This is a genomic window from Polyangium jinanense, from assembly GCF_028435265.1.
Classification (GTDB): domain Bacteria; phylum Myxococcota_A; class Polyangia; order Polyangiales; family Polyangiaceae; genus Polyangium; species Polyangium jinanense.
The window spans coordinates 93,653-113,541 of the sequence record NZ_JAGTJK010000025.1; the positions used below are offsets into that span (position 1 = coordinate 93,653).

General features: G+C 68.0%; 17 protein-coding genes. 10 read left to right on the top strand and 7 right to left on the bottom strand.

Features of this window, described 5'->3' with window-relative positions:
* The first annotated feature begins 75 nt into the window (after window positions 1-75).
* Both KEG38_RS33920 and KEG38_RS33925 read left to right on the top strand, forming a co-directional pair.
* The gene (locus KEG38_RS33920) at window positions 76-819 is read left to right on the top strand and encodes a hypothetical protein (RefSeq protein WP_272424325.1); all 744 of its coding nucleotides are present in this window, start codon (window positions 76-78) and stop codon (window positions 817-819) included.
* Window positions 816-1,835: a site-2 protease family protein gene (locus KEG38_RS33925; protein ID WP_272424326.1), complete on the top strand. Its 1,020-nt coding sequence runs from the start codon at window positions 816-818 to the stop codon at window positions 1,833-1,835. Before KEG38_RS33920 ends, KEG38_RS33925 begins: the two co-directional genes overlap by 4 nt.
* A gap of 3 nt (window positions 1,836-1,838) precedes the next feature.
* Here the strand turns inward: KEG38_RS33925 and KEG38_RS33930 are convergent, their stop codons facing one another.
* On the bottom strand, window positions 1,839-4,262 hold the full coding sequence (locus KEG38_RS33930; protein ID WP_272424328.1) for a hypothetical protein: 2,424 nt from the start codon (window positions 4,260-4,262) through the stop codon (window positions 1,839-1,841).
* 225 nt (window positions 4,263-4,487) lie between these two features.
* Here KEG38_RS33930 and KEG38_RS33935 point away from each other — a divergent pair, with 225 nt between their 5' ends.
* Window positions 4,488-5,375, top strand: a complete 888-nt coding sequence (locus KEG38_RS33935) for a LysR family transcriptional regulator (protein ID WP_272424329.1) — start codon at window positions 4,488-4,490, stop codon at window positions 5,373-5,375.
* A gap of 17 nt (window positions 5,376-5,392) precedes the next feature.
* On the opposite strand, the gene KEG38_RS33940 is transcribed toward KEG38_RS33935, so the two are convergent.
* Both KEG38_RS33940 and KEG38_RS33945 read right to left on the bottom strand, forming a co-directional pair.
* Window positions 5,393-6,742, bottom strand: coding sequence for a nucleobase:cation symporter-2 family protein (locus tag KEG38_RS33940; protein WP_272424331.1), 1,350 nt, complete (start codon window positions 6,740-6,742; stop codon window positions 5,393-5,395).
* Window positions 6,743-6,823: 81 nt separating this feature from the next.
* Window positions 6,824-8,332, bottom strand: coding sequence for a S28 family serine protease (locus KEG38_RS33945; RefSeq protein ID WP_272424332.1), 1,509 nt, complete (start codon window positions 8,330-8,332; stop codon window positions 6,824-6,826).
* Between the two features lie 175 nt (window positions 8,333-8,507).
* Between KEG38_RS33945 and KEG38_RS33950 the strand changes: the two genes are divergently transcribed.
* Window positions 8,508-10,079, top strand: a complete 1,572-nt coding sequence (locus KEG38_RS33950; RefSeq protein WP_272424333.1) for a benzoate-CoA ligase family protein — start codon at window positions 8,508-8,510, stop codon at window positions 10,077-10,079.
* Here KEG38_RS33950 and KEG38_RS33955 read toward each other — a convergent pair.
* Window positions 10,058-10,660 (bottom strand): TetR/AcrR family transcriptional regulator, encoded by a 603-nt coding sequence (locus KEG38_RS33955; RefSeq protein WP_272424334.1) that lies wholly within the window; start codon window positions 10,658-10,660, stop codon window positions 10,058-10,060. The genes KEG38_RS33950 and KEG38_RS33955 overlap by 22 nt on opposite strands.
* Window positions 10,657-11,988: a cytochrome P450 gene (locus tag KEG38_RS33960; protein WP_272424336.1), complete on the bottom strand. Its 1,332-nt coding sequence runs from the start codon at window positions 11,986-11,988 to the stop codon at window positions 10,657-10,659. The genes KEG38_RS33955 and KEG38_RS33960 overlap by 4 nt, the downstream gene beginning before the upstream one ends.
* A gap of 75 nt (window positions 11,989-12,063) precedes the next feature.
* Between KEG38_RS33960 and KEG38_RS33965 the strand changes: the two genes are divergently transcribed.
* Window positions 12,064-12,939: an AAC(3) family N-acetyltransferase gene (locus KEG38_RS33965; protein ID WP_272424337.1), complete on the top strand. Its 876-nt coding sequence runs from the start codon at window positions 12,064-12,066 to the stop codon at window positions 12,937-12,939.
* On the opposite strand, the gene KEG38_RS33970 is transcribed toward KEG38_RS33965, so the two are convergent.
* The gene (locus tag KEG38_RS33970) at window positions 12,915-13,430 is read right to left on the bottom strand and encodes a GNAT family N-acetyltransferase (protein WP_272424338.1); all 516 of its coding nucleotides are present in this window, start codon (window positions 13,428-13,430) and stop codon (window positions 12,915-12,917) included. The genes KEG38_RS33965 and KEG38_RS33970 overlap by 25 nt on opposite strands.
* 63 nt (window positions 13,431-13,493) lie before the next feature.
* Here KEG38_RS33970 and KEG38_RS33975 point away from each other — a divergent pair, with 63 nt between their 5' ends.
* The 3 genes from KEG38_RS33975 to KEG38_RS33985 all read left to right on the top strand — a co-directional run bounded on the left by KEG38_RS33975 (window position 13,494) and on the right by KEG38_RS33985 (window position 17,009).
* On the top strand, window positions 13,494-14,123 hold the full coding sequence (locus KEG38_RS33975) for a hypothetical protein (RefSeq protein WP_272424339.1): 630 nt from the start codon (window positions 13,494-13,496) through the stop codon (window positions 14,121-14,123).
* Between the two features lie 52 nt (window positions 14,124-14,175).
* Window positions 14,176-15,291: a WD40/YVTN/BNR-like repeat-containing protein gene (locus KEG38_RS33980; protein WP_272424341.1), complete on the top strand. Its 1,116-nt coding sequence runs from the start codon at window positions 14,176-14,178 to the stop codon at window positions 15,289-15,291.
* A 110-nt stretch (window positions 15,292-15,401) separates the two neighbouring features.
* Window positions 15,402-17,009, top strand: a complete 1,608-nt coding sequence (locus KEG38_RS33985; RefSeq protein ID WP_272424342.1) for a carboxylesterase/lipase family protein — start codon at window positions 15,402-15,404, stop codon at window positions 17,007-17,009.
* A gap of 6 nt (window positions 17,010-17,015) precedes the next feature.
* On the opposite strand, the gene KEG38_RS33990 is transcribed toward KEG38_RS33985, so the two are convergent.
* Entirely contained in the window at window positions 17,016-18,902 is a 1,887-nt protein-coding gene (locus KEG38_RS33990; protein WP_272424344.1) for a hypothetical protein, read from the bottom strand.
* 276 nt (window positions 18,903-19,178) lie between these two features.
* Here KEG38_RS33990 and KEG38_RS55740 point away from each other — a divergent pair, with 276 nt between their 5' ends.
* Window positions 19,179-19,460, top strand: a complete 282-nt coding sequence (locus KEG38_RS55740; protein ID WP_272424346.1) for a helix-turn-helix domain-containing protein — start codon at window positions 19,179-19,181, stop codon at window positions 19,458-19,460.
* Complete coding sequence (gene tnpB / locus KEG38_RS34000; RefSeq protein ID WP_272424348.1) at window positions 19,457-19,834, top strand: IS66 family insertion sequence element accessory protein TnpB; 378 nt, start codon at window positions 19,457-19,459, stop codon at window positions 19,832-19,834. Before KEG38_RS55740 ends, tnpB begins: the two co-directional genes overlap by 4 nt.
* The last annotated feature ends 55 nt before the right edge of the window (window positions 19,835-19,889 follow it).

A 19,889-nucleotide genomic window follows, 5' to 3' on the forward strand; every position in this document is an offset into this window, starting at 1 on the left:
ACGATCCATCGCCAGTGCGCGCTCGATTGACTTCGCTCGCCTGTAACGCTCAACTCTGCCGATGGAGATCGGGGGATGAGCGAAGCCACACTCGATACGAAGCCTGCGGAACCTGAAGCGCCCACCGCGCCCGAAGCGCCGGCCGCGCCCGAAGCGCAGGCCTTGCTTGATTTCGAGCGCGCCGAGTTCGGCGAGCCCGCGGCCAAGCACGTGCAGTGCGGCATCTGCGCGTCGGCCATCACGACCGCGTACTATCAGCTCCTCGACAAGGTCCTGTGCAGCTCGTGTCGTGACGGCGTGCATCGCTCCGTCGAAGATGCCCGCAGCGGCGCGGCCTTCGGAAAGGCTTTTCTCCAGGCCGGCGCCGTCGCCTTCGGCCTCGGCCTCGTGTACGCGCTCTTCGTCCACTTCACCCAGATCCAGCTCGCGCTCGCGACCATCGGCATCGGCTTGCTCGTCGGGCGCGCCGTCCAGCGCGTCACGCGTGGCTTCGGCAGCACGAAACATCAGGTGCTCGCGGTCGTGCTCACGTACCTTGCGTCCGCGATGGGCTACCTCCCGGTGATCCTCGGCGCGTTCCAACAAGGCGACTCCGGGGAGCAGAGCCTCGGCCTCGTGGGCGGCGTCATCTACTTCGTCCTCACCGCGGGCTTGACGCTCGCCGCGCCGTTCCTCGACATCACGAGCGGCTTCAGCGGCGTGCTCGGCGCGCTCATCATCTTCTTCGGCCTGCGCACCGCGTGGCAGGCGTCGCGAGGGATCGGCGGTCCCGTCGCCATCAGCGGCCCGTACCAGGTGAACCCGAGCCCGACCCCGTGAACGACGCCGTCTCGCGCTGCGCGGCCTGCGGAGTGGAGCTCGCCCCGGGCATGCTCGCTTGCCCCGCCTGTCGCAAGCTCGTGCACAGCGCGCGCCTCGCGGCCCTGGCCGCGGACGGCGCGGCCGCCGAGCGCGACGGCCGCTTCACCGACGCCCTCACGCACTGGCGCGAGGCGCTCGGCCTCTTGCCCCCGGGCAGCACGCAACACCGCGTGGTCGGCGAGACGATCCAACGGCTCAGCCTGGCCCTTGAAAAGGCTGGCAACACGCCAAAGTCGCAGGGCGGCCGCGCGAAGGCGGTGGCGGGCCTCGGCGCGGTCGCGCTCGTCGCGTGGAACCTCAAATACTTCCTGCTCTCGCTGCTCGGAAAGGCGAAGCTGCTCCTCTCGGGGCTCGCGTCGTTGCCGACGCTGCTCTCGATGTTCGCGTGGATCGCGCTCGATCGATCCCGCGGGCTCTCGTTCGCGCTCGGGCTCGTGGCCTCGATCTACGTGCACGAGATGGGACACGTCGCGGCGCTTCGACTCTATGGAATCCAGGCGACCGCGCCGATGTTCGTGCCCGGCCTCGGGGCCCTCGTGCGAATGCGGCAGTATCCGATCGACGCCCGCGAGGACGCGCGGGTCGGGCTCGCAGGGCCCGTGTGGGGATGCGCCGCGGCGGCGGTCGCGCTCGCGGCGGGGCTCGTCCTGAAGGAGCCCACGATGCTCGCGGTGGCGAGCGTCGGCGCGACGATCAACGTCTTCAACCTGGTCCCGGTCTGGCAACTCGACGGCGCACGCGGCTTTCGGGCGCTCGATACGCGGCAACGGGGGATCGTGCTGACGATCGCCGCGCTCGCTGCGCTGCTCTCGGGCGACGTGATGGGCTGGGTCGTGTGCGCGGCGGGAAGCTTGCGGCTCAAACGAGATTTGCCGGCGGAGGGAGATCCGCGCGCATTTCGCACGTTCGCCGGGCTTCTCGTCGCCTTGTCGGCGATTGCGTGGGCGGCCGGGAAGGCCGCCCCGCCGGGCTGATGATCAGAAGCAGAACACCTTGCAGAGGACCTCGCCCACGTCGTCCGCGACGTCGGTGACCCCGCCGGCCACGTCGTCCGCGAGGTCCTCGAGGTCCGACACGCCGCCCTCGAACCAGCCCAGGGTCGAATCGAGCGTCGAATTCACGACCGACCCGGCCGTCGAGGTCCAGTTCGTGAGCTCGGCGGCTGCATTCTCGGCCGTGGACATGAGCGCGGTGCTGGCCGTCGCGGCGGCACTGTTGAGCTTCGAGCCGACCTCCTGGGTGGTTCCATGCAGCCAAACCGTCGACTCCCGCGCGGCCTCCCGCGTCCACACCACCGCGACGCCCGCGTGATGGCTGATCACGATACGGCCGTCGTTCACCGCGTCGACGAGGCCGACGCGGACGTCCGCGGTCCAGTCGATTTGCCACGCGTGGAGGTTATAGGCCATGGTCAGGAGCGACTGGTTCCAGCCGACAACCCAGTTCTTCAGCGAATTGAACGAGGCGACGGCGTCGCTGCCCTTCACGTAGACGGAGACGCCGACCGGGACGACCACGAGCGGGACGCTGAACCCGTATTGCCCATCCTTGCCATACTTGAGCTCGCCGTACAGGCCCACGCCGGCCGACAGGTTGAGCGACGCGGTCGTGCCGGAGGGATCACCCACGCCCGTCGTGAGGACGACGAGGTTCGATTCGAAGCCCAGCGAGACGCCGTCGTCCGTGAACATCGCGCCGGCCTGGCCGGAGCCGATCTCCACCGAGCTATACCCGAGCGCGTTCTGCGAGGAGCTCGAGAGGAGCGAGCCCGAATAGGTCATGCCGTAGCGCGACGACTCGAAATCACCCGAAAACGTGCCCACCGCATACGTGCGCCCCTCGGGCAGGCCTTGGCGGGCCGCGTCGAGCTCGGCCGCCTCGACCGTCGTGCCCACGTTCGCCACGAGATCGGAGACCGTCGCGAGCAAACCCGCCTGCTGCGTGACGCTGAGCGTCTCCCAGAAGTCCGTGCCGACGCCGAAGTTGTATCCGGCCGTGCGCAACGCCTCGGCGATCACGAAGGGATCGGCCACGACGAACCCATTGCCGCCCGGCAGCTCGACGACGAGCAGGAGATCCGGGACGCTGTCGGCGTCGACGTCCTGATAGACGAACTTCATGGTCGGCGCCGGGACGTCGTCGAGGGCGTGCGTGAGGGCGAGGCGCGGGCCTTCGAGCGTCGTGCTCTCTTTCGCGGCGAACGCGAAGTTCAGGTACGGCGTGTATTTGGCGCGGATGAGAACGAGCGTGATCTTGCCGTTCGTGTCCGCGTTGATGAAATCGACGAGCGCGTCGCTGGTGAACGAGACGGTCTTGCCCACGTCGGTGCGCTTCACCGTGAATTGCCCGAGCGAATCGACCTCCGAGTTCCGCACGCCGTCGGACGAGCTGTCGATCTCGTTCGAGAACGTCGCGTCGTTCGCCGTCGCCTCGTTGAAGCTCTCGGACGCCGCGCCGTCACGGATCCCGAAGACGGCAAAGTTCAAGCTCTCCGGGACCGTGCCGACGTCCTGGAAGTAATTCGCGACGTCGAGGCGCACGGTGGCCTTCTCGACCTTGGTGCCAGGCGTCATCTCGAAACGAACCACGCCCTTGCGTGTATTGGCGTGCGTGCCGCCGTTGTTCTTCACGAGGATGTTGCTCTCGGCCCCGTGGACCGTCGCATCCCCGTAGCGAGCATAGGTGTCCGCGCCTGCGCCGAGCGTCTCTTCGGCCTGAATGAAGAGGCGCGGCCCACTCAGGGTCGTGTGCTCCTTCGAGGCGAACGCAGTGTCGAAGCTGTTGCTCCGGAGGACACGCGTGATGATGAGCGTGATCACGCCGTCGCTATCGGCGTTGATGAAGTCGACCAGGGCCGCGCTCGAGAATCGCACGGTCTTGTTGAGGTCGGCCTGCGTGAGCGTGATCGTCCCGAGCGGGTCTTTCGCGGTCGTGGCGGGGTTACCGTCGAAGACGCCGGCCGCGGACGTGTTCATGCCCACGGCGGTATTGGTGATGACGCCGAAGAAATTCGACCACTTGGCCGATTCCTCCTCGACGTCTTCCATGGATCCCGAAGCCTCGGCGAGGCCCCAGATCCGGAAGTCGCAGGAGAGCGCCTCGTCGAACCTGGAGAGGTCGAGGTAAAGCGCCGCGTCCGTGGCCTTGTCGGTTGGGTTGATCTGGAACCGCATGACGGCCGACACCGCGTTGTACGATTGGTCCGTGCTGGTGTTGCGCTTCATCTTGACGACGAGCTCGGTCGAGCCGCCGTAAGGGCCCGCGCTCTCGAGGTCCACGTGGGTGTCGTCGGTCGGCGTGACGACGGTGGCGCGGGCGATCGCCGCGTTCCCGACGAACGCGAGCGCAAATGCGATCCATCGCAAGAGGAAGGTCCTGAAGTGGTCGTGGCAGTGGTTCACGGTGCCTCCGAAGGTCGTCGAGGCGGGCTCATCGGCGCCTCACGAATCGAACCTAGCTCGACGCCAAATCTCCACAATGGCCAGGGTTCGCCACGGGATGTCCACGCGTGGACACCCTCGAAGTGGAGATGGCCGAGCCGCGTCGTTCGATGGTAGGCTCGGCCTGACGATGGGGGCATGGCATGGCCAATCTCGGCCACCCGGTGCTCCGGAAACGAACATCTCATGGACCTCGAAGAGCTCCGAGCCTTTCTCGCGGTGGCCGAGGCCGGCTCGTTCCTGGCCGCGGCGACGTCCCTCCACATGCCGCGCGCGACCTTGCGCCGGAGGATCGATCAACTCGAAGCGCGCGCCGGTGTGCCCCTCGTCGATCGGACGCGGGACGGGGTCTCCCTCACCGAGGCGGGCAAACTCCTGGCGGCGCGCGGGCGGCTGATGGTGCAGGAGTCGAACGCGCTCCTGCAATCGGTCCGCGAGGCCGGATCCGAGCCGGCCGGCGTGCTTCGTGTCCTCTTGCCCGTGGGTTTGCCCCCGCAGCTCCTTCTCCACGTGCACGGCATCGCGCGCAAGTACCCGCGCCTCGCCTTCCGGCTGCATTTCAGCGACAATCCCGTCGGGGGTCTCATGGAGAACGTGGACCTCGCCCTCCATTTCGGCGACACGAGCCCCGCGGGGCCGTGGGTCTCACGCGAGCTCATGCGCGTCCGCATGTGGCTGGTCGCGTCGCGTGAATACCTCGCACGGCGCGGAACACCGCGATTCATCGAGGAGCTCGCGAATCACGATTTGCTCGCCTGGGAGGCACCGGGCGAGGATGGACGATCGTGGCCGCTGCTCCGCGGCGGCACGTTCCCGGTCGCGCCGATCGTCACAGCGCAAGACATTCACGTGATTCGGCAGATGGCGGTCGCGGGACGCGGAATCGCGCTCGTCCCCGACCCCGGGATCCCCGACGACGGGGTCCCCGCGGGCACGATCGTCTCGGTCCTGCCGGACGTCGTGGGCCGGGAAATCGGATTCCGTGTTGTCGTGCCGGCCGTGCTCTCCGAGATCCCGCGCATCAAGGCGATGCTCGATCTGCTGGAGCCATTTCTCGGGAAACTCGGGCTGTGATGGTCAGCGACGGCGTTTCACGGGCTCCGGGGATCGGCGTGAGCGGCGTCTTTTGAGGATTCTCTCCCGCGGGCGAACACCGCGTGGAGCAGGATGCCGGTCACGCTGCCGGCCGTGATGCCGCTTTGCAGGATCACCTGAAGCCACGGGGGCAAACTTCGCCAGAACCCCGGAGCGCTGAGCGGGATGAGGCCCACGGCCAGGGTCGCGGCGACGATCAATCCATTCATGCGCCCCTGCTCGCTGTCGAAATCGACCCGCGACAGCGTGCGCAACCCGCTCGCGGCCACCTGCCCGAACATGAGCAGCCCCGCCCCGCCGAGCACGGGCGCCGGAATCGCCGCGACGAGCGCCGAGAGTTTCGGCAAGAGGCCGAGCACGACGAGGATCAGGCCCGCCGCCGCGACGACCCAGCGGCTCCGCACGCGCGAGAGCGCCACGAGGCCCACGTTCTGCGCATACGCGGTGTACGGAAATGCATTCAGCACGCCGCCGAGCATCGTGGACAAACCATCGGCGCGCAGGCCGCGCGCGAGCGCCTCGGGCGTCAAGGGCCTTCCCGTGAGCTCGCCGAGCGCCACGAAATCCCCTGTCGATTCCACCATGACGACCAGCATGACGAGGGCCATCGAGGCCACCGCCCCCGGATCAAAATGCGGAAGCCCGAATGCGAAGGGCTTGGTCACGGCGATCCATTGCGCCTCGCGCACGCCCGCGAGATCGAGCTTGCCGAGCGCCGCCGCGATGAGCGTCCCCGACACGAGCCCGAGCAGCACGGCCACGCCTTGCCAGAATCCCGTGAGCACGCGTTTGTAGAGAAGAACCAGCGCGAACGTGGTGAACGCGAGCCCGAGCGCCGCCGGCGCGCCGAAATCGGGGGACGACGGATCCCCGCCGCCCGCCCAGCGCACGGCGACGGGGAGCAAGGAAATCCCGATGAGCGTGATGATGCTGCCCGTCACGACCGGCGGGAAAAACCGGAGCAATCGCGCGAAAAACGGCGCGACGAGCAAGGTCAGCGCGCCGGCCGCGATGACGGCGCCGTACACGGAAGGGAGGCCGCCCGTCTTGCCAATGAGGATCATCGGGCCGACGGCGGCGAACGTACACCCCTGGATGACCGGCAATCGCACGCCGAAGCCCGGAAAGCCCACGGTCTGCACGAGCGTCGCGAGGCCGCAGGTGAAGAGGTCGGCGCCGATCAGATAGACGAGCTCTTCCCGCGAGAGGCCGAGGGCGCCGGCGACGATGAGCGGCACCGCGACGGCGCCGGCGTACATGGCGAGCACGTGCTGGAGGCCATACGCGAGAAGGCGCGGCAGCGGCAGCCACGCGTCGACGGGATCGGGGGCACTTTGCGAGGCCATGGCCGAGGATCGCCCCGCGCGGCCGCGAACGCAAGACCCGGGCAAGCGCGCCCGCGGCCGTGATGGGCTCGACAATCGTCCTCAGCGCAGCGGCAAGCGGAAGCGCGCCCCCGGGCCCTCGTCTTCCTCGACTTCCGGCGCGAGCGGCGCGGCCATCCGGGCGGCCGAAGGATCGAACGGCACGTCGGCCCAATCGAAGATGCGGCTCATCGCGTGCAATCGCTCGTCCTCGGGCAGGTCTGCGATGTCCACGCCGTGGTGCCCGTCGGGCACGATGTACCGGAATGCGTCGTTCTTCGCCCGGGCCTCGAACGGGTTGGTGCTCCAAGGATCGTTTTCACCATAGATGAAGAGCATCCGCTCGCCACGCACCCACGTCCGCGCTTCGATGTGCGCCATGAGGCCGTAGTCGAACGGGATCGTCACCGGCACGGGCGTCAGGTTTTTCGCTTGATCCTCCCCCGGATACCGCAAGAGGTCCATCAAGGGGGCCTCGTCGAAACGCGGATGGCCGAGCTGGGTGGCCGACTGGTAGAAATAGGGCCCGTAGTACACGTTGATGGTCTCGTCGTCGTAGTTGAACGGGGCGCCGAGGTAGTCGACGAAGAAGTGAAGCAGCTCCTCGTCGCTCGCGTCCGGCGCTGGGAGATGAGGTTCGCAGAAATCCACGGGGCAGAACTGCCAGTAGAAAAACGAGGCCTCGACGACGCCGAACTCGAAGGCCCGGTCGGCCCCCACGATATCGTACGTGAGGCCCCACTCGGCCATCTCCGCCACCATCATCGGCACGATCTGCTCACGCCGGGCCAAAAGGGCGCGCTGGTATGCGATCAACCTCGCCCGCATCACCGGGTCCCCCACCTGACGGATGAAGGTGACGTACCGCGGATCGCTCGGCGAATAGGTGGACGGCGACACGTAGGCGACCGTGCCGTCCACGTCGTCCGGGTGGTAGTAGCGATGATAGATCGAGGTCATGCCGCCCTTGCTGGAGGCGCCGGAAATCCAGCGACCTGAATAGACGGGCCTGAACGCCTGCGCGATCCGGTGATGATCGCCAGCGGCCTGCTCGATATCGAGGTGCTCGTACGTCGGGCCCGGAGGCACGGATTCGCCATAGTAGCGGTGCTCGACGTAGATCTGATTGCCCTGGAGCATGGCCGCGACCTCGCCCTCGATCACCCTCCGCGTGTTCACGGCATACCCGCTGGTGAGGAACGACGTGGGCGCGTCGAAGGAGCGATGCAGAAGGGCGATTTTCTGGGTGAAGCGCGGTCCGTCCGGGTCGTGGTGATCCACGGGCTGCTCGAACTTGAGCACGAAGAAACGCGTGCCCGGGATGTTCGAGGGGTTCTCGCTGACCACCGTGAGCCCGGGGATCGACGCGAGCTCGGCGAGGACCTCGTCGGTCACGGCCGCCTGCGCAGCGGCGACGGATTCGTCCAGCGAAGGGCCCTCTCCGGTGCCGCACGCGGCGACGCCGAAAGCGAGGAGGATCGATATCACGGGAAAGGTACGATTTTGCCGCATGTCCATGCCTTTCATTTTGGCAATCGGCGTGCCGGGCGTCACGCCTCGCAGCAACGCCATGCCCGCGCGCCCCTCCGGTCCCCGTGCACATGTCGAGCAACCGGCTTGCGCGAATCGCGCAAACCGGACGTCGACATCGCGCGATTCGTGCAGTCGAGGACGCGCGTGCCGGCTCTGACGCGGCGCATGAATCGCCGAACAAGCGGGGCGCGACCTGTGGTACGCTCCCGTCACGATGTCCGCGCCCTCCCCTGCCCTCACGTTCCCCCGCGTGTACAACGCAGCCGAGCATTTCATCGATCGGCACCTCGCCGAGGGGCGCGGCGACAAGACCGCGGTCATCGACCCTCAAGGCGCCGTCACCTACGCGGAGCTCGCCGAACGCGTGAACCGCGCGGGAAACGCGCTCCGCGGGCTCGGCGTCCGGATGGAGGAGCGGGTGCTCTTGTGCCTGCTCGACGGCCGTGATTTCCCCGCCGTCTTTTTCGGGACGATGAAGATCGGCGCCGTCCCGGTGCCCGTGAACACACTCCTACAGCCCGACGATTACGCGTACTTGCTCGATGACAGCCGCGCCCGCGTGCTCGTCCTCTCGTCCTCACTTTATCCGAAATTCGAGCAGCTCCTCGGGAAGGCGCAATTCCTCCAGCACGTGGTGCTCGTGGGCGAGGAAGACGAGACCTCCGGAAAACACGCGCACCTCGGCGCGCTCCTCCGCGCCGCCGAACCCACGCTCGCGGCCGCGCCGACGACGCCGGATGACGTGGCCTTCTGGCTCTACTCGTCCGGCTCGACCGGCCGACCGAAAGGCGCGGTGCACCTGCATTCCCATCTCCAGCAGACCGCCGTTCTTTATGGAGAGCGCGTGCTCGGGATCACCCCCGACGACGTGGTCTTCTCGGCGGCGAAATCGTTTTTCGCGTACGGCCTCGGCAATGGGATCACCTTCCCCTTCCACGTCGGCGCGACCGCCGTCTACCAGCCCGACCGCGCGACGCCCGACACCGTGATGCGCGTGCTCCGCGAAAAACGCCCCACTATTTTTTACGGCGTCCCCACGCTCTACGCCTCGATCCTCGCCGATCCCAAAAACAACCGCGAGACCGGCTCCGATCGCCTCCGCGTCTGCGTCTCCGCGGGTGAGGCCTTGCCCAAGGAGATAGGCGAAAAATGGCTTCTGCGCTTCGGCGCGCACATCCTCGACGGGATCGGCTCCACCGAGATGCTCCACATCTTCATGAGCAATCGGCTTGGCGACGTGCGATACGGGACCTCGGGCCGCCCCGTCCCCGGCTACGACGTGAAGCTCGTCGACGATGCGGGCGAGCCCGTGCCCGACGGCGAGGACGGCTCGCTCTGGGTACGCGGGCCGTCGAGCTGCGTGGCCTACTGGAACCAGCGGCAAAAAAGCCTCGACACGTTCCACGGCGCCTGGACCCGCACGGGCGACCGATACGTGCGCGACGCCGAGGGTTATTTTACGTATGCAGGGCGAAGTGACGACATGCTCAAGGTGTCGGGGATCTGGGTCTCGCCGTTCGAGGTCGAGAGCGCCCTCACCGCGCACGAGGCCGTGCTCGAAGCCGCGGTCGTGGGCCACGCCGACGAGGCGAAGCTCGTCAAGCCCAAGGCCTTCGTGGTGCTGAAGCGGCCGGACGAAGCGTCGCCGGCGCTCGCGGACGCGCTGAAGGATTTCGTGAAGGGGCGGCTCGCGCCCTACAAATACCCGCGCTGGATCGAGTTCGTGCGCGAGCTGCCGAAGACGGCGACGGGGAAGATCCAGCGTTACAAGCTGCGGGAGGGATGAGGTCTCGCGCGGATCCCGTCGAGCAAGAGCGCCTTGCAGTGGGCGAAGGCCTCGGGAAAACTCATCCCGAGCGCGGCGAGGACGTCCGGGCGGAGGATGTTCTGCACGTTGTTGATGACGATACGGACGACGAAATCCTCGGGCACGTCGGGCCGGAAGACGCCCGCGCGTTTGCCCGCGGAGAAGAGCGCCCGCGAGCGCGTGTGGACGACCTTGCTCCGCCATTGATCAACGCGCGTCCAGAGCGAAGGCGCGTCGCGCTGCAGATCGGTGAGCAGCGGCCCGCGCGCCTCTTCGTAGCCGGCGGCGACGATACGCATGAAGCGCTCGAGTTTGTCCTCGAAGCCCAAGCTCGTATCGTCGAGCACGGCCGCGAGCTCGGCGTCGATCGCAATGAACGTGGCGTCGATGACCGCTTCGCAGAGCTCCTCCTTGCTCGCGAAATGGCGGTAGAGCGTCTTTTTGCTCATGGCGAGCTCGCTCGCGATCTCGTCCATCGTGACGCGGCCGAACCCGTGCGCGAAAAAGAGACGGCGCGCGGCGGCGAGGATGCGGCCGCGCGCCTCCGCCTCGGCCGTCACGCGACGGCCCGCTGCACGGGCCCGAGGTACCGGAGCGGCGCGCCCTCGGACGGACCCAGGGTCACGTTGCGGCGCACGACGTGCGGCGGCTCGGCCGAGAGCACCTGGAAGCGGTGCGCCGAAAGCAGCGTGCCGAGCACGATCTTCATTTCGTAGAGCGCGAACGCCGCCCCGAGGCAACGCCGCGCGCCGCCGCCGAACGGCAGATACTCGAACGGCGTGAATTTGCGCTCCAGGAATCGCTCGGGCCGGAACACCTCGGCGTCGGGGTACACCTCCGGGTGATTGTGCACGAGCACGATCGCCGCCATCACGGCGACCCCGGGCGGGAGCTCCCGACCGCGGAAGGTGAACGGCGCGAGGAGCTTACGCGAGACCATCGGGAGGATCGGATGTTGCCGCAAGGCCTCGTCGCATACGGCCGAGAGATAAGGCAATTTGACGAGCGCCTCGGGCGCCGGGGTCGGGCCGAGCTCGCGAATCTCGGCGAGGAGTCGATCACGAATGCGCGAGTTCCGATGAATGCCGTCGAGCGCCCACGCCATGCCAATGGCCGTCGTCTCGTGGCCGGCGATGAGCATGGTGCGCAGCTCGTCGTCGATTTCCTCGTCGGACATGGGCCGGCCGTCCTCGTCGCGCACCGAGAGCAGGAGGCTCAGGATGTCGTCGCGGACCTCGCCGCTCTTGCGCCGCGCCTCGATCTCCTCGGCGATGAGGGCGTGGAAACGCGCGACATACTGCTGGAAACGCGCCCAGGGGCCGAGGCCGCCGAAGGAGCGGCGCAAGGGCTCGATCATCATGAGCGGCGGCGTGTACGCCTCGATGTAGCCGACGATCGCCTCGCGGAAGAGCGCCACGCGCGCCGGATCCCGCACCCCGAAGACGGCCTCGATGATGACCTCGAGCGAGATCTCCTGGGTGAGATCCTGCGCCTTGAACTTCGCGCCCGCGGAGAGCTCGGACGCCTTGCGCAATGTGATGTCCGCGATGAGGTCGCCATACGCGCGCATGCGATCGCCGTGGAAAGGCGGGGTGAGGAGCTTGCGCTCGCGGCGATGGCGCGCGCCGTCGAGCAGGAGCACCGAATGCCGGCCGACCACGGGTTCGAGCGGGAGATTCGCGTACGGGGTGAAAAGGGACGGATCCGCGGTGAAGATCTCGCGGATCCCCTCGGGATCCCCCGTGGCGACGACGTGCCCCATGGGCAGCCGGAGCGTGAACGGGTCACCGTAACGGCCGACGGCATCGAGGAAAAATCGCTTCGTGTCGCGGGCGAACTTGAACGCCTGGAGCGCGGGGAAACGAGGACCGGCAGGCAAGGTGTGCATCGAGGCCTCCGTGGGAACCAAGGAAACTGTGTCGGTTTCTACGGTTTCCGGCAAGCGTCAAGAATGTGCTCTCGGTTGCGCAGGCCCGTCCTCTACGCTCCCACCACGACGCTGCCCATGTACCCGACGACCCCGCCCAAGAGCCCCACCGACCTCGTGCGCGACCTGAGACAGCTCGGCGTCCGCGCGGGCAACACATTGATGATCCACGCTTCGCTTCGCATCATCGGCGCTGTCGAAGGCGGCGCGCGTGGCGTCCTCGACGCCCTCGACGAGGCCGTCGGCAAGACCGGAACCTTGATGATGGTCCTCGGCGCGCGCGACGACTGGGCCTGGGTGAACGAGCTCCCCGAGCACGAACGCGCCGCGCATCTGGAAAACGCCGAGCCCTTCGACAGCCTGCGTACGCCCGCGGATCCGGACGTCGGTTACCTCGCCGAAGCGCTCCGCCAGCGCCCCGGTACGATCGTGACGGACCATCCCGAGGGGCGATTCGGCGCTCGTGGCGCGCGGGCCGCCGAGCTCCTCCGTGATCCGCCGTGGCACGATTACTTCGGTCCCGGCTCGCCGCTCGAAAAACTATGTGAGCTCGGCGGGCGCGTGCTCCGCCTCGGCGCCGATTTCAATACGACGACCGTGCTGCACTGGGCCGAGTATCTCGTCGATCTGCCGGACAAACGCCGGGTACGTCGACACCGTCGCATCGTCGGGATCTCGGCGCCCGAGATCCGCCATGTCGATTGCCTGGACGACAGCGATGGGATCGTCGTATGGCCCGGCGAGGATTATTTCGCGCTCATCTTGCGAGAGTATCTGGACACGGGCCGCGCGCGCCAAGGGACCGTGGGCCGGGCGCGGAGCGAGCTCCTCGAAGCCGCGGACCTCGTGAGCTTCGGCGTCGCCTGGATGAACAACCACTTCGCGCCTCAAGCGAGTACGAGACGCATGTGAACGCGGGAATGCCAGTCGATGCCGTGTTCACGTTGCGCCTCGGTCACCACACGCATCTCCGGGGACCATTCTTCCGGCGGGACCACGACGAACCCGTGACGCGCATACCAGGGCATGTTCCAGGCGACATCCGATTGCGTGTTCAGCACGAGGGTCCGCTCGCCCGCCGCGCGCGCCCGGGCGATCGAATCGCGCAAGAGCGCCGTCCCAATGCCGAGACGCCCATGCGACGGGAGCACGCTCACCTGACCGAGGCAGAGCTCCGCGCCGAGCCGGGTGACGAGGAGCCAACCAACGACCTCGCCGTCCACCTCGGCGACGGTGATTCGCCCGGCCTCCACGGCCCGCTTGGCCACGTCGAGCGGAATGGTCTCCCCGTCGAGGAACGACGCATGAGCCGTCTCCCGAAAACGCTCGTCCGCGGCGCGCTCGATGGCCCCGAGCACGGGGATGTCTTCGGCGCGCGCCGGCCGCAGAATGAACGAGGTCACGCCCGAGCTTTACCACACCTCCCTGGCTCGGGAACTCCGCGCGCCCCGTGGACTCCCTCTCCCATGGTTCGTGTTCTCGCCTGCGCCGTTTCGATGGTGCTCCCGGCGCTCGGGCTCGCCTGCAGCCCGACGCGCCCGCCCGTCGAGCCGCCGCCCGCGCCCTCCTCGGCGCCCGCCCCGACCGAAGATCCGCCTCCGCCCGTAACGCCCCGCGCGCCGGTCTCGACCGCCGACTGCCCCTTCCACTGGACGCCTCACGAGATCGGCGCGAGCGTGCTCCGACTGCCAGCCGAATACGGCGGTCGATTCATGAACCCGCTCTACGACGCGGCCTGCGCCTGCGTGCGCCCGGGGGAAGCCGTGCACATGCTCGCCCGCATCGTCCCTGAGCGCGGGACGATCGAGGCTGTGACCGGCAATCGCGAAGACCTCCCGACACACGCCGATCCGAGCATCGACGCCTGCTTCGCCACCGTGCTCGGGACGACGACCTTCGAGCCGTTCGAGGTCGGCAGCGACGTCGTCTGCCCTGAAGAGCCACCGCCGCCGCCCAGCAAAGGCCCCCCGTTCTTCCGCCCCCCGCGCCTGGCGAATTGCCCCGCGCGTGGCGAGCAGACCTCGAAAATCATCTATCCGCTCCTCGTGGACCGCCGCAAAGAGGCGCCCTCGCCCGCGCCGGTCGAGGGCCCGTAAAAAGACCTACTTTCTCGTCCGCTGCGCACGCGCGAACTGCTAGAAGTCGTTCGTGCTCTCGGTCGTGAATTTCGTTCGCCTGGTGAAGGTCGCCGCGTGGGCGGTGTTCCTCCTCGTCTTCCCGCCCATCGCCTTTGCGAACGGGATGTACGCGGCGACCGTCCTCCTTGCGGTGCTGGGCCTCCTCCTCGACGTGACGGCGCTCGGAGAGCTCCTGCCCTCATCCACACAGCCGAAGGTGCGGCGCGGCGTCGTCGCGACCATGGCGCTCCTGCACATTTCGCTCCTCGCCCTGTCCGTCGTCCGCCTCGTGTCTCCGCGTTATGGCGCGTGGCAACGTATCGCCGGGACCGACGAATGGAACAATGCCGCGCTGGTACGTCCCGAGCACGGGCCGCTGCTCGCCGTGGGCCACAGAGACGTCCTTTCGCTCGGCAAAGAGGGCAGGTTCGTCCCGGTGCCCGACATCGCGGGCCCCGTGCACGTGATCGGCGCGGGGGCGCATCGCGCGTGGTTCGTCGACGTCGAGGGCCAATTCGCGTGGGGCTACGATGGAGCGTCCCTCGAAAAAGTCCCGCTCGGGTGGGACGCCTCCGCGCGGATGCCCGAGGGCGCCGCGCTCGACGACGCGTTTTTCGTCGTTGGCTCCCGCGGGCTCGTGCGCGTGGCGCGTGACGGCCATCAGAGCAAGGTGCTCGACGGCACATCGATCACCGGCGTCGCCACCGATGGATCACGCGTCGTCGCGGTGGGCTCGAACGTCTTCGTGAGCGAGGACGGCGGACGGCATTTCAAGGATCGCGGGCCCACCGGGCTCCAGGCTCCCTCGGTGTACGCGGGCGGAGGCTCCTATTACCTCGTGCAAGGCGGGATCATGTCCTCGCGGCTCTTCGTGAGCGAGGCGGACGGGCGCCTCGAAGAGCGAAAGCCGCCGATGCGCGACATTCGTGTAATCGCAGTGGATCCGCACGATGGCCGGCGTGTATGGGTCGGGACCTGGGGCGAAGGGATCTGGCGCTCCGAGGACGCAGGGCGAACCTTCCAGGATCTCGAGCTCGAGGGGCTCGAGGTGCAATCCCTGGTGGTCGATTTCTCGACGAAGGATGCGTGGGTCGCCGCGACGAACCTCGCGACGCCGAGCGGCGTGTATCATTACGGGGCACGCTGACCCCAGGGGCGAAAGCCGGCCGTGGGACGAGGGCTTGCGGGGGCAAGGCCGCGGAAACATGAATCCGCTCGGCAACACGTCTCCGGCGGCCTTGCGCGGGGGGATCTGGTATGCGGCGGGTTTCTTCCATCATCGCGGCAATCGGTCTCTTTTGCGGCTTCCACGCCCCACGGACGGCGGCGGCCGACCCGATGGTGATCCGGATCGACGGTGGAGCCGTCCACGGCAAGACGGAGGGCGAGGTCCAGGTCTGGAAAGGCATTCCTTTCGCCGCGCCGCCAGTCGGCGCGCTCCGCTGGCGGGCGCCAGAGCCGGTGAAACCCTGGAAAGGCATCCTCGAAGCCTCGGCGTTCCGGCCGAACTGCATGCAGACCGACGATGTGGCGAACATCTCGGAGGATTGCCTTTATCTGAATGTCTTCCGTCCGACGGCGCGCACGGAAAAAGCCTTGCCCGTCATGGTCTGGATTCACGGCGGCGCCCTCGTCCGGGGAGGCGCTTCGCTTTATCCAGGCGCGGGCCTCGCGCGGCAGGGCGTCGTGCTCGTGACCCTCAATTATCGCCTCGGCCGGCTCGGGTTCTTCGCGCACCCGGCGCTCGCGCGCGAGGCGCCGAACGAGCCGCGTGGCAACTATGGCTACATGGATCAGATCGCGGCGCTCCGGTGGGTGCAGCGGAACATCGCTGCATTCGGCGGAGATCCGAACAAGGTGACGATTTTCGGCCAGTCCGCCGGCGGCGGCTCCGTCCTCGTCCAGATGACCTCGCCGATGTCGCGTGGCCTTTTCCACCGGGCCATCCTGCACTCGGCCGGCCTCCCGACCGCGCGCGCCGCGGCGATGCCCCTCCGGGAGATCCCGGCGGCGGAAAAGATCGCCGTCGATTACGCAAAGGCCTTGGGCATCGTCGGCGCGGATGCGGCGGCGCTCGCGGCGCTCCGCTCGCTCCCTGCCGAAAAGCTGGTCGCGGCCAGCGATAGCAATGCGGTCCTCTGGGAATTGTCGGGAGGTCCCCAGGTGCCCGGCGTCGCGGGCGCGATACGCGACGGTCGCCTCGTCGTCGAATCCCCCGAGGCGGCGATACGCGCCGGTCGGCAAGCGAAGATCCCGGTGATTTCGGGCGCCACCGCTCACGACCTTGCCACCGGATCGGCGCGGACCAAAAAGGAGCTGTTCAGCATCTTCGGTCCGCTCTCCGCGCGGGCGCGGACATTGTACGATCCCGACGGGAACGCCGAGCTCTCCGCGCTCGTCCCAAACGTCCATGCCGACCGGGTGATGGTCGAGCCTTCGCGTCACCTGGCGGAAGCGATGGTCCGGGCCGGGCAACCTGCCTATTTCTACCGGTTTTCCTACGTAGCGGAATCGCACCGGGGTCAGGCCCCAGGCGCCACCCATACCACCGACGTTGCCTTTGCGCTCGATGCGCCCTCCGCGGCCACGGGGGACCAGACGACCTACGCGGATTGGGCGATGGCGCGGACGATGAGCAGCTACTGGGTCGCTTTCGCGAAGACCGGCAATCCGAACAGCCCAGGGTGCCCCGCGTGGCGAACGTACGACCCCGAACGACGCGACGTGCTGAATTTCACGAACGACGGCGTGGTCTTCGGGCCCGATCCGCTGAAGGACCGCCTCGATCTCTGGAAGGCGGTGTTCGAGGGCGCGCCTGCGGCCGTGACGAGTCCTCGGAGCCCCACGGCGCCGGACCGGCGCTGAGGCGCCTCAAGGCTGGGGCGCCGGGGCGGGCTCGACGCGGAGGAACGAGGGCACCTCGTCGAACGAGGTGTCGAGGACCAGCTTGTCGAGGTCCATGCCGCCGGGCAGCGGCTCGCCTTTCATGGCAAACGCGAGCTCCACGGTCTGTCCGGGGGCGAGCTCGATGTCCTTCTCGAACGGTCGAACGACGTTTCGCTCGAACGTCGCGAAGGGCTCGAAGTACGGCCCTTTGACGCGGTCCTCGAGGGGCCGCACGTAGCCGCCCTTGTCCTTTCCGGGCTTCGGCGCCGGGAAGGCCGAAGGGTCGAGCAGCCGGAGCCACAGGGGCGGCTCGATCCGGCGGAAAAACGAGTTGATTGCGAGGCGCGCGCTGCCGGACCGGCGGAGCGCCGCCCGAAGCACGCAGCCCTTCTCGGTGCAGGTCAGATCCGTCACCCGCAGCGCGATCGCGCCCCCAGAGAGGCTCGTCCATTCGCGCGGTTTGCCCGTCCGGCGCCCACCGTGCAATCCTCGCAGCAGGAGAGGGGACGCGAAGGCCGCGGGATCCGCCTTGCCGACGGGCTGGGCGAGGAGGCGGATGGTCGCTCCATTCGGCACGACGGGGCGATGATCGAAGCCGACGGGGCGGATCTTGCCTTCGCGGACCTCGCCGAAGAGCTGGACATCGAACTGGGCCCCCGCCGACGAGATCATCTTCAGGTTTTTCAGCGGGCCGATTCGGCCCTGGAACTCGTCCACCTCAAGGGGCGCGCCGGTGTGATTGACGACGTCGAAGCCGAGCACGCAGGGCCGCTCCTTGAACTCGTCGCGCGTCTTGAACGCGACGTGCTTTCGGTACTTCTTGGCCACGTCGGGCCCGCACGCATACGAGGTCACGCGCACGGCGATGCCGCCGTCCGCCATTGGCGTGGGACCGTCCGCGGGGGCTTCCAGCTTTCCGCGCATCGCTTCCACCGCCGCGCCGAGCTCGTCTTTGATGCGCTTTTCCTGCGCCGCGAGGCGCTCGACCCGGCGCTCGACCCGCGGATCGTCCCATCCCACGAGGCCCGCCAGGTTCTCGATGGCCGAGCGAGCGCTCCACGCGCCGCTGTCCCCCCCCATACCGAGGCCGAAATAGCGCTCGGAGAGGTCCGGCCGGACGGCTTCCATGGTCGCGAGGGCCTTGTCCGCGACATTGCGTGGCTGCTCGAGGTGCCGCTCGACGAGCTCCCGCCCGAGCGGGCGGCACTCGAGCTGGCTGACGCGCCCTTTTGCGGTGAGGGGATAGCTGCCATTGAACGTGGCCGCGACTCTCTCGATGCCGTCGTCGAACACCAGATCCCGGTCGATCGAGGTCACGCGCACCTTGGCGCCCTTCTCCAGCGTCACGAGCGGCACGGAGAACCACATCTCCATGGTGTCCTCGGGGCCGCCGGCGCGGCATCGCACGACCTCCTTGCCCTGCGTGATCGAGACGTCGACCGAGAGATCTGCCTCCCCGTCGAAATCCCCATGGTTCTTCGTATTGATGCCAAGCCTGCAGATGAGGCCGACCTGCTCGCCCTGGAGCGGCCCGCTCGAGGCGACGAAAAGGGCGTGGCGATCCGTCGGCTGGGGCGCGTAGCTCTCGCTGGCCATGCTCCAGATGGGCTTCTTGGCACGGCTGGATGCGGGCGTGCCGAGCCGCTCGGGGATGGGCTCGAGGGGCGGGGGCGCCGGGGGCTTTTCCGTCGCCGGGGAGGCGGGGAGCTTCGATGCGGCCGCCTCGGGGCCGGCCGTGGACAGCGCCGGGCGCGGCCGCGGCGCGGGCTCCCCGTCGAGCTCCCGCAGCATCTCCTGCAAGCCGCCGCTGCAGCCGGCGACGAGGAGCAGGCAACCGAGCGCGACGCGACCGAATCCCGGGCTGTGGGGCATGGCCAGACCCCAAAACGGGACTGCAAAACGAAAGCGGCGTCAAGCATCCTGTGGCCTTTCCGGGTCGGGCGCGCTCCCGCGCGCGCCTTGCCAATGGTATCCTCGAGCCGTCCCGTACCACCTCGCCCACCCCCGTCCTGACACCGACGGCTCGCTCCTTCGACGCTGGTGCCCCGAAGGGAGCATCCGATGCGGAACCATCAGCGAGCGGCGGCGATTCGTGCAGAGATCGAGCGGAACGAGGGGCGAGGACGGGGGAAGGCGTATCCCGAGCGCGTGCGTCGGCAAGCGATCGAATACTTCTGGCCGCGGCGTGATGAGGGGGCGACGATTGCGGAGATCGGACCCGAGATCGGCCTGCACTGGCGGACCTTGTACGGCTGGGCCAAGGGCGGCGTGTCGCCGCAGCTGCCCATGGCTGGTTTCTCGCCCGTAGAAATCATCGAGGCCCTGGCCGCCGAGGTTCGCGGGCCTATCGTCGTGCAGCACCGCTCCGGCCTGCGCGTCGAGGGACTCGACCTCGACGCGCTCGCCGAACTGTTGCGGAGGCTTTCGTGATCGGCTCGACGCGGCAGGTCAGGGTCTACGCGTATCGAGAGCCCGTCGACATGCGGAAATCATTCGATACGCTCACGGCGCTCGTCGCGCAGGGCCTTCGCCGCGACGTGATGTCGGGTGAGATATTCCTCTTCGTGAGTCGCAGCCGCCAGCGGTGCAAGGTGTTGTTCTGGGACGGCACGGGGCTTTGCCTCTTCTCGAAGCGGCTGGCAAAGGGCCGATTCGCAGCGCCGTGGGCGCGGCCTGGGGATGGTCCGCTCGTGCTCACGACGAGCGAGCTCGCGCTCCTGCTCGAAGGGAGCGAGCTCATCGGACGAATGCCGCTCTCGCCGCCGCCGTACACACCGGCCAATCGGGTCTTGCGCTGGGGATGAGCGTTTTTTACGCGGACCGTCGGTACATTCGAGGGGGCTGACGACATATACAGTC